The 9,487-nt window shown below is 38.2% G+C and carries 6 protein-coding genes; all 6 read right to left on the reverse strand.

From position 1 onward, the window contains the following. Window positions 1-70: 70 nt before the first annotated feature. The 6 genes from VB713_RS13660 to VB713_RS13685 all read right to left on the reverse strand — a co-directional run bounded on the left by VB713_RS13660 (window position 71) and on the right by VB713_RS13685 (window position 9,026). Entirely contained in the window at window positions 71-658 is a 588-nt protein-coding gene (locus tag VB713_RS13660; protein ID WP_323312066.1) for a hypothetical protein, read from the reverse strand. Continuing rightward, complete coding sequence (locus VB713_RS13665) at window positions 655-1,980, reverse strand: ATP-binding protein (protein ID WP_323312067.1); 1,326 nt, start codon at window positions 1,978-1,980, stop codon at window positions 655-657. The genes VB713_RS13660 and VB713_RS13665 overlap by 4 nt, the downstream gene beginning before the upstream one ends. Before the next feature lie 166 nt (window positions 1,981-2,146). After that, window positions 2,147-3,754, reverse strand: coding sequence for a tetratricopeptide repeat protein (locus VB713_RS13670; protein WP_323312068.1), 1,608 nt, complete (start codon window positions 3,752-3,754; stop codon window positions 2,147-2,149). Between the two features lie 1,131 nt (window positions 3,755-4,885). Then, window positions 4,886-5,386 carry an FHA domain-containing protein gene (locus tag VB713_RS13675; RefSeq protein WP_323312069.1) on the reverse strand — a complete coding sequence of 167 codons (501 nt, stop codon included), beginning with the start codon at window positions 5,384-5,386 and terminating at the stop codon, window positions 4,886-4,888. A gap of 443 nt (window positions 5,387-5,829) precedes the next feature. Continuing rightward, window positions 5,830-8,232: a heavy metal translocating P-type ATPase gene (locus tag VB713_RS13680; RefSeq protein WP_323312070.1), complete on the reverse strand. Its 2,403-nt coding sequence runs from the start codon at window positions 8,230-8,232 to the stop codon at window positions 5,830-5,832. A gap of 518 nt (window positions 8,233-8,750) precedes the next feature. Next, complete coding sequence (locus tag VB713_RS13685) at window positions 8,751-9,026, reverse strand: TM2 domain-containing protein (protein WP_323312071.1); 276 nt, start codon at window positions 9,024-9,026, stop codon at window positions 8,751-8,753. Window positions 9,027-9,487: the final 461 nt, after the last annotated feature.

The following is a 9,487-nucleotide window of genomic DNA, read 5'->3' on the forward strand; positions in this document are numbered from 1 at the left end:
CACTACGTTACGGTCAGTATGACATAAGTCCAAGTTTGACCCGTTTGCAGTATACTAATTTGTTCAGCACTCAGCACGAGCTAAAAGCCTCGCTACTGCTGATGCTAGATGATTGTTCCTGGACTAATTCTGGTATTGTCGTTAATTTCAATACACTTGATGATTTCCAATCAAAAAAGTCCTGGGAGCGATGAATGAAATAATCTATGACAAATGGATGTCCCAAAAAAACAAAAATAACCGGAATTTTATCCCTAATTAGTTCTCTCTTTTGGTTTAAGTGGTCTAAAATTGGCGGAACACTGCTTAAATCGCTATAATGTGTTTCCGTTATTTCACCAAACTGCTGTTTTTCATACTTGTAAAGCGAATATTCTAGACCTGCAATCAATAAAATATCAAATCGCTTGTTAGTATAAATATCTAGTAACTGGTCATATAGAGTATCAATTGGCTCAGTTAAGCGTAAAACTTGAATGTTTTTCTCAGGTAGGAAGTGGGAAATTTTATTAATTAATTGCTCTGCTTCTTGATTTGAACATTGCACAAAAAATAAGCCAAATCCCTCTTTGCGCTTCAGAGCAGTGATTAGGTTTTCATACTCCTCGTATTCCTCGGCAGGTAAATCTTGATCCCAGTCACTAAGCTCTAAATTCATGGGAGTTTTTCTATAGCTTCTTTGAATTCCTGAATGCCCTGAATCAGTGGATGAATATCATACCAGCGTTGCATCTCTCCTTCTTCATCCAAATAGCGGTACTCTAAAAGGCAGCGATTAAACATCAAGTTGCGATACTGATCATCATTGATGATTCGCTTAGACCGAGAGACTTCTGCCAACAATATCCATTGATGGTTTTCTACTGCGCGGCGGTAGGTATCTCTAGCTTGAGTGATGGCTCGTCGAACTGCTCTTTCAGAAATTGGTAAATCTTGAGTGCGACCAATAGCATCCTGTGTTAACAATAGCAAATTTCTGACGTGACCTCCACTCATCAAGCAAAGCCTTTCTAGAGTTTCGCGGTTATCGAATATGGCTGTTTCCAGGGGTTTATCTGGGGCAAACTGCCTAATTCGTCGGTAAATCACTTCTTTAACTTTATTTATTCCCGGTTGATAATTTTCACCTTGTGGAGTTCGTACCATCACCATTGGCAATATTTGAGGATCACCATATACATCACGGAGATCCGTAGCCCTGGTAGAATAAACCATGGCAATGGGAACCGTGTAAATCAAATGGCACTCCAAGGCTTTGAGTTGCTCACACCGGTCTAAAAAAACTTCTTCATAATTGGTACGTTCCCCATCTTTTACTAAGACCATTCGGTCTAGGTTATCCACTATAACCGCTAGTTTATTTCTATCTTTAGGTAGATGTTTTCTCACATCAGCGAGAAACTCATTTAAGACCTTAATCAAAGTAACAGTATGAGGATTGACTTTTTCCCGGATTTGTTGGCGTAATTCGGGAACAGCCCTTAAATTTGCAGTCAATTTAGCAAACTGACTAATTTGCATTTCTACATTCATATTCTCGATTTGAATATCAGTCAGTGCCAAATCTTTTAAATCTTGCCAACGGTCTTTGAGCCAATTTAAAACAGGTTGAGGATTGCCAATTGTTCGCAAATCTTTGAGTAGTCGTCGAGTACAAGCAAGAAGAATATCTGTATATTGAGCATCTTCTGAATCAATATCTTCTTCGTCAGCGGCAAAATAGACTACATAAAATTGTCTTTCTTCTAAATATTTCTTTAACTTCAGCAATTCTGTCGATTTACCTGCACCTCTATGGCCGGAATATAATTGGCAAGTGTATTGATTTGCCAACTGAATCCGGTTTCCCAATTCTTCCAGAATATCTGCATCTCCCCGCACATCTTGACAGTCTACATAGTTAGGATCTCCTGCGGGTAATGGCTGAAATGGGTTGAAAGCATTGTAGAGATTTTTTAGTAATTCAGAATTGTTGGTCATTGGTAAACTGTTTGGTATTTATGTTATTAGGTATGCTGAAAAATTAGTAAAAACAGGCAATATAATTTTAATCGCAAAAACTCCAAATGTCAGATATTAAAATAATTTATTCAATAAAACAAAAATATTAGAATATGTCTAGTAAGTTCTATTTATTTGATTAAAATTAGTCCCAACTTATGGCTGGTATAGAAGGGGTTAATAAATCTGGCTCTTGTATTAAAGCTTGGAAGCGAATATCTTCTCGAATCAAATCAAAATCATGATCAGAACTTGCCATTCTTCTAAACTCTTCAGGGTTGAGATGAATCGCTTGTTGCAAGTTTTCTACCGCCTGTACAACACTACCATGAAGAGCATAACAGCAAGCTTTATTGTACCAAGCAAAGTTATCATCAGGTTTCAATTTAAGTGCTTGATTATAGGAAAATATTGCTTCTTCAGTGCGCCCTAAATCATCGAGGGCATTGCCTCTATTGTTCCAAGCATAGTGGTCATCAGGTCTAAATTTAAGTGCTTGGTCATAAGATAAAACTGCTTCTTCATTACGGCCTAAATTCCGCAGCGCAATACCCCTATTGTACCAAGCATAATGGTCATCAGGTTGAATTTTTAGTGCTTGGTCGTAGGAAAAAATTGCTTCTTCATTTTGTCCTAAATTCCGAAATGCAATGCCACGATTGTTCCAAGTATAATGGTCATTAGGTTTAAGTTTCAGAGCCTGGTCGTAGGATAAAATTGCTTCTTGATTACGTTTTAAATTCCTGAGCGCATTAGCCCGGTTGTACCAACAATAATGATCATCAGGTTTAAATCTCAATGCATTTTCATAGGATAAAATTGCTTCTTCGTTCTGATCTAAATTACGTAAAGCATTACCCCGGTTATACCAAGCATAGTGGTCATCAGGTTTAAATTGCAGAGCTTGGTCATAAGATAAAATTGCTGCTTCATGTTCTTCTAAATTTCTGAGCGCATTGCCCCGATTATACCAAGCATAGTGGTCATTAGGTTTAAATTTTAGTTCTTGTTCATAGAATGTAATTGCGGTTTCGTATTCGTTTGCAGAATAAAGTAAATTTCCTAATTCAAATAATAAACTGGCTTTATTACTATCTGTTTGATGTTTTTCTGTGAGCAGTTCTTGAATTTCTAGAACTTTTTCAATTTTTTCCTCAGGAGTCAGTCGCAGATATTTTTCATAATCTCCTTCTAGCAATAAACGACGTGATTCTTCTTCAACTAATTCTGGTGTGGTCGGTAATTCATATACTCCAGAACGCCAATCAAAAAAATCAGGAGCGCGATGAATTAAATAGTTAAGAGAAAATGAGCGTAATAAAAAAACAAACCGAAATGGAAAATCATCCCTAAATCTTTCTCGTTGTTGGTTGAAATGATTGAGGATTGGTGGTACCTTGGTTAAATTTATAAATTGCCCTTCAGTGATTTCACCAAAGTTCCTTTTTTCATATTTATATAGAGAATACTCTAGACCTTTAATTAATAAAATATCAATTTGTTGATCTTTAATACAATCAGCTACTTGTTCATATAACTTATCAACTGGTTCCAGTAGGCGTAATACAGCAATCCTTTTTTGGGGAATATCATTAGGGATCTTCGCAATAAACCGGTCTGATTCCACAGGAGTACATTGGACAAAATATAACCCAAATCCTGATTTCCATTCCAATGCGCGAAGTAAGTCTTGATAAACTTCTTCCGGTTCTGGTGGTAAATCATTATCCCAATCAGTGTAATTTGATGTCATGCCAATTTTATCATTAATGCTTGTATAAAAAATGTTGCTGTGTTTGCTATCTTACTAATCTGAAGCATAAAATGGACATCCACTGTGTGAAGTATATCTTGAGCTAAAAGCTCACTTTATGATTCAAGTCACACTGATCATGTCCTGTTCGCTATTGATTCAGATGCAGTAAGCATTTGAGAGCTTAAATATGATTTATAAAAACAATTTTTAAAAAGCAAGAGGTCTAATGTATAAGTGGTAAATATTCTATTTTATAGTAAAAAAATATACACTTAAATTTCAGTTTAATGACTGAGGTTGTAAATAAAAATTCTGCTAAATCCAAAAGCTATAATTGCTCACAATCCAACTATCTTCTAGATTGTTTAGGTTATGAAGATGAGTATATGTCTAAGAGGATGTTTTAAAGAGTAAGCCACAAAATAAATGATCCTGTTTTGTCATGCTGAGTGTAGCGAAGTGAAACGTTCGCGTTAGCGTACCGGAGGCTCTAGCATCTCGGAGGATTCTTCACTACACTTCGTTCCGTTCAGAATGACATTGGGCATTTCTTTTTGTGGAGTTCTCAAAAACTTTAGATCCTCCTAAATCCTCCTTAAAATGAGCAGGTTATTTTCCCTTAAAAAAGGGGATTAGGGGGGATCTCGATACAAGTATAGACTTTTCAAACAGCCTCTAAGATATGAAGTAAGAATTCAGGAGTCAGGAGTCAGGAGTCAGGAGAAGGAAGAAGGAAGAAGGAAGAAGGAAGAAGGAAGAAGGAAGAAGGAAGAAGAAGGAGGGAGAATATTTGTCTCTTCTGTTCCCTGTTCCTTGCTACTACAGCACTTACTGATATTATGAGGCACAAGAACCCCTCCCCCTTCGGGTGAATGCCTCCGGCACGCTACGCGTTAGCAAAGCTTTCGCGTTGTGGCACACCAGTCGCCTACGGTGGGAAACCCGCCTACAGCGCTGTATCAAATATTCTGTATCCTGAATCCTTGCGATATGAATAGGTAGGTTTTTAGTAATTTGTATTCCCCCATTTGTAGCAAATAGGGGAATTATGATGTTAGCTTGCGTCTCTAGTTGTCTGTTGTAAATGCTTTCAAGTGCTTTTTGAATTTGTAAGTTAAAGTTACTGAATCAATCTTCCATATCCTCTGTCATTCCGGGGTTTATTAATGTAATATCATACTCAACAGCATCGGTTTGTCCTGGACGGTAAGTATTTTTTAGGAGATAATAAATTGCTCGTACTTGAGGACCAAAAACAATTTCGTCTTCATTTTTTAGATCATGGGCTGGTAGTTTGCGTCCATTAATCATTAAACCGTTGGAACTAGGCTTGCCTTTGGGATCACCATCCACAATCCGGTAATAATAACTCTGACTATTATTTTTGCGTGGTAATCTGACTAATGTTGCATGATGACGGGATACAAATTGTGACATTAAACGAATATTACAGCTACGGTCTCTACCGATTGAATAGACAGAATTTTCTAAAGGAAACTCTTTGCGTCCTTGATCGTCTTCTATAATCAGTAGATGGTTTTCATTGGGTTCTGCTGCCATTGACAGATGGTTACTAAGATTAGTTGAATTTTGATTTGCAAGTGTTGGTTGAGTATCTTCTTTTAACATTTTTTCAGACAAGGGATGTAATTGTAATATTGAATTTAATAAGTATTAAAACTACATATTATTAAAGTATAATTTTTCAAATTACTAATTTTTTGTATAAAAAAACTGACACTTTAATATTTGTTTATGTATTGTTACAGAAAAAATGTGTTTGAGGATATAGGTTAAGTGGTTGAATGCCATACCTGCTCAAATTATGATAGCAGATGTGGAGAAACTAAGGCTCATAACACTTGCGTATTCCTAGGATATGCCTTTAAAACCTCTATACTATCTGCTGGAGATGAGACTAAATGGTTGATCTCAAAAGAAAAAGTAAGTAGTCTGATTAAACACAGACTCCTTGGTGACAGAATTTGAGGACAGAAATACTAATGCTCATCTGGAGGTTTTTAGGCTAGAAGGGAAGTTTGATAAGTTTTTTAACTGATTTCCCTGGGATTTCAAGGTCGATGAGCAAAGCTTCGTAATAGAACTGAGTTGGTGACAACACTGACTGAGCTAAAAGCCATGAGTGCTGCTGCACTGGAAGGGCTGAGAACAAAACCGAAACTGGGCAATAAAACACCTGCTGCTAAAGGGATACCAAATGTATTATATGCAAAAGCCCAGAATAAGTTTTGGCGGATTTTGTTGAAAGTGGCACGACTGAGTTGAATTGATTCAACGACATCACTGACACGATCGCGCATGAGGATGATTTCTGCTGTTTCCATAGCCACATCTGTGCCGGAGTGTAAGGCGATGCCGACATCTGCTTGGGAGAGTGCGGGAGCATCATTGATACCGTCTCCTACCATAGCAACAATTGATTTAGATTGGCTAGAATTTTTGACCGTTTGAAGAGATTGAATAGCACTAGCTTTTTTCGCTGGGAGGATACCTGCCATGACATTGGTGTTGGGTATTCCTAGTTGCTGTGCGATCGCACTCACGGCTTCTAATCTATCACCGCTGAGAATAATTACTCGTAAACCCATCTGCTGTAACTTCTCAACTGCGGCTTTTGCATCTGGTCTGAGGGTATCACTAACAGCGATTAATCCGGTTAAAGTTCCATCAACAACAACGCTAATTACTGTTTTCCCTGCTGTTGCTAACTTCTGGGTTTGCTGTTGTGCTGTTTCACTGGTAGCAATTCCATGATAGTTTAACCAATCTGAATTACCTAAGAGTACAGTTTTGCCTTCTACTATTGCGGAAACTCCCATCCCTGGCTCAGTGTGGAAGTCTACAGCATGGGGAATTGATAAATTTTGTTGTTTTGCCTCTTGGTGAATTGCTTTAGCTAGGGGGTGGTGTGTACCGCTTTCTACGGCTGCTGCTAATTGAATTAAGGAGAAACTTTCCTTTTCTGTAAACTGCACACAATCTGTAACTGTTGGTTTACCTGTAGTTAGAGTGCCGGTTTTATCAAAAACTACCGTATCTAGCTGGTGGACTCGTTCTAAAACGTCACCACCTTTAATTAATAAACCCCGTTCTGCACCCATACCTGTACCGACGAGAATAGCTGTAGGGGTTGCTAAACCTAAAGCACAGGGACAAGCGACAACCATAACTGCGATCGCTAGTTTTAAACTAATTAACAGGGAAGAATAATGTGTACTGGCTGGGTGATGCGTCATGTGACTCATCATTTCCATACCACCAGCAACGCTAACTTCTGGCCAAATGTGAGTTCCGAAAAAGTACCAAAACACAAATGTCAGCAAAGACGCAGTTAAAACCCCATAGGTAAAATAACCAGAAACAGTATCGGCTAATTTTTGGACAGGTGCTTTGCGAGTTTGGGCAGTTTCCACCAAAGCGACAATTTGCGCCAAAGTAGTATCATTGCCGGTTCTAGTAGCTTGAATTGCGATCGCACCAGATTGATTAATAGTTCCCGCAGCAACTGCATCTCCTAACTGCTTAATAACTGGAACAGCTTCCCCAGTTAACATCGACTCATCTACAGTAGTTTGTCCAAAGCGCACCTCACCATCAACAGGAATTTTATCTCCTGGTAACACCTGCAACCATTCACTAACCCGCACTTGTTCAGCAGGTATCTCGACAATATTTTCCCCTGTAAATAAGTTGGGTGAATCTGGGTTAGTAATCAATCTCGCTATCTGAGGTTGGAGTGCTAACAACTGCCTAAATGCCGCCGCAGCCTTACCTCTAGCTTGTTGTTCTAATGTTCTTCCTAAGAGGATAAACCCCAGCATCATCACCGGTTCATCAAAAAAGCATTCCCAACCCATTTGGGGGAACAACAGCGCCACCAAACTGGCAGTATAGGCCGTCAAAGTTCCCAAACTGACCAAAGTATTCATATTTGGCGCACCCCGTCGCCAACCGCGCCAGCCATCAATTACAATGGGACGACCGGGAATGAGTATCGCCACCGTTGCCAGTCCACAATGGAACCAGATATTATTTAAAATCGGGAAAATCGTATTACCGAAATGACCAATTCCTGAAAATAGCAACAACACCCCAGCAATCACCAACTGTCTAAATGCAGCTTGCATTTCCTCTCGTTGTTTAGCTGCTGATGCCTCTAAAGCTGATTTCTGGCTGGCTAATGTGGTGCTGGCTTTACGAGTTTGGGTAGGAAATCCATTTTCTGTCAATGCCTCCGCCAGCGCATCAGGATCTACTGTACCAACTTCTGTCTCGACAACAGCTACCTCTGTGGCTAGGTTGACACTAACATTTTTAACTTCTGGGTGTTGATTTAACTGTTTTTCTACTGCTATCACGCACCCAGCACACTTCATACCGCCAACATCTAAAATAATTTTTTCTGTAACTGGGGTAGATTCTGGTGAAGGCTGAGTTTCTCTGAGAAGTTGCATGGTAAATTTTTAGATTCGCTACAAAAAATTCTGACAAAAGGCGTATCTACTTCGAGCGTAGGCGAAATCTGGAACTTTGACCAAAATTATAATATTTACAGTAATTCCTGATTTCATTGTACCTATAGCGTTTTCTAGTCTCATGAGGTACAAAATCATCTGCGTTTATCTGCGTCTATCTGCGTTCCATTTTTACTGCACTCAGAAAACAGAAAGCTGAGAAAGTTCGAGTTTAAGTTTTTCGGCAGTTTCACTCATGCTTTGGAGTCTCCCCCAGAATTCTAAATTATCTATCTGATCGTAACTGCTTTACAGATAGGGTGCGATTCCAGCGGTAATAAGTAATATATATCACAGATGCAACTTGCACCGGAATCATGAAAATCAGGCTTTTGCAAAAATAGTTCATTTCCCAACCAGATGTAGTGCTGAAATAAGCCGTACTTGCCAGCAATAATATGAGACAACTAACCTGTTTAGATTTGAGAATTGGCATATCATTAGGTAATTGATAAATTCTAGAACCAGCCTTGCTTATTTACAAAGTAAGTATTAACAAAATCTTCATGGTTCTTATTTAAATAGATCATACCTTCAACTAAACCTACCAATTGCATAATTAGCAATGTAAATCCATAAGTCAGAGAACCACCAACTATAGAAATGACTAACATAATAAAACCTTCTGGTGCGTAACCAAGAATAAACTTATGTAGTCCAAAACCGCCAAAAATAATACCACAGTAACCAGCTAAAAGTTGTTTAGTAGCATGAGATGGGTTGAGATTAGCCATATTTATTTATGTTCCTTAATGTTTGATGTATATAATTAAACTGATGCAGAAAATCAAGAATAAAAGTCTCTAAATATACTTTTATTCTCAAGGCAAAAGCAGGTCTTAATCTCAATAGCTACAGCAAATGCACCATAATTCCTGAGGTAAATTGGAAGTATGGAAATGGGCATATAATCCAACAATACCTAAGAATACCCGGCTAGTTGATGGATGTTGGTAAATTGGCTAACAAATTTGAATGGAGTAGGTTTACAGATTTATAAACTCAACATTTATTTTGAGGATAATTAATCATAATAATCGACATAATCGGCCAAAAATTGCCACACTATTACTAGTGTTTACGGGTTTATAGAGATTATGTCCGGACTATTTTTGAATTCGCTATATTTCAAATAGATGATTTAGTTATACTGCAAACGGGTCAAACTTGGACTTATGTCATACTGACCGTAACG

Origin of the sequence: Anabaena cylindrica UHCC 0172 (assembly GCF_034931625.1) — a bacterium.
GTDB lineage: Bacteria > Cyanobacteriota > Cyanobacteriia > Cyanobacteriales > Nostocaceae > Anabaena > Anabaena cylindrica_A.

Coding starts and splice junctions, on each gene's coding strand:
- VB713_RS13675 (WP_323312069.1), bottom strand. CDS start 5,386: ATGTTAAAAGAAGATACTCAACCAACACTTGCAAATCAAAATTCAACT.
- VB713_RS13665 (WP_323312067.1), bottom strand. CDS start 1,980: ATGACCAACAATTCTGAATTACTAAAAAATCTCTACAATGCTTTCAAC.
- VB713_RS13660 (WP_323312066.1), bottom strand. CDS start 658: ATGAATTTAGAGCTTAGTGACTGGGATCAAGATTTACCTGCCGAGGAA.
- VB713_RS13685 (WP_323312071.1), bottom strand. CDS start 9,026: ATGGCTAATCTCAACCCATCTCATGCTACTAAACAACTTTTAGCTGGT.
- VB713_RS13680 (WP_323312070.1), bottom strand. CDS start 8,232: ATGCAACTTCTCAGAGAAACTCAGCCTTCACCAGAATCTACCCCAGTT.
- VB713_RS13670 (WP_323312068.1), bottom strand. CDS start 3,754: ATGACATCAAATTACACTGATTGGGATAATGATTTACCACCAGAACCG.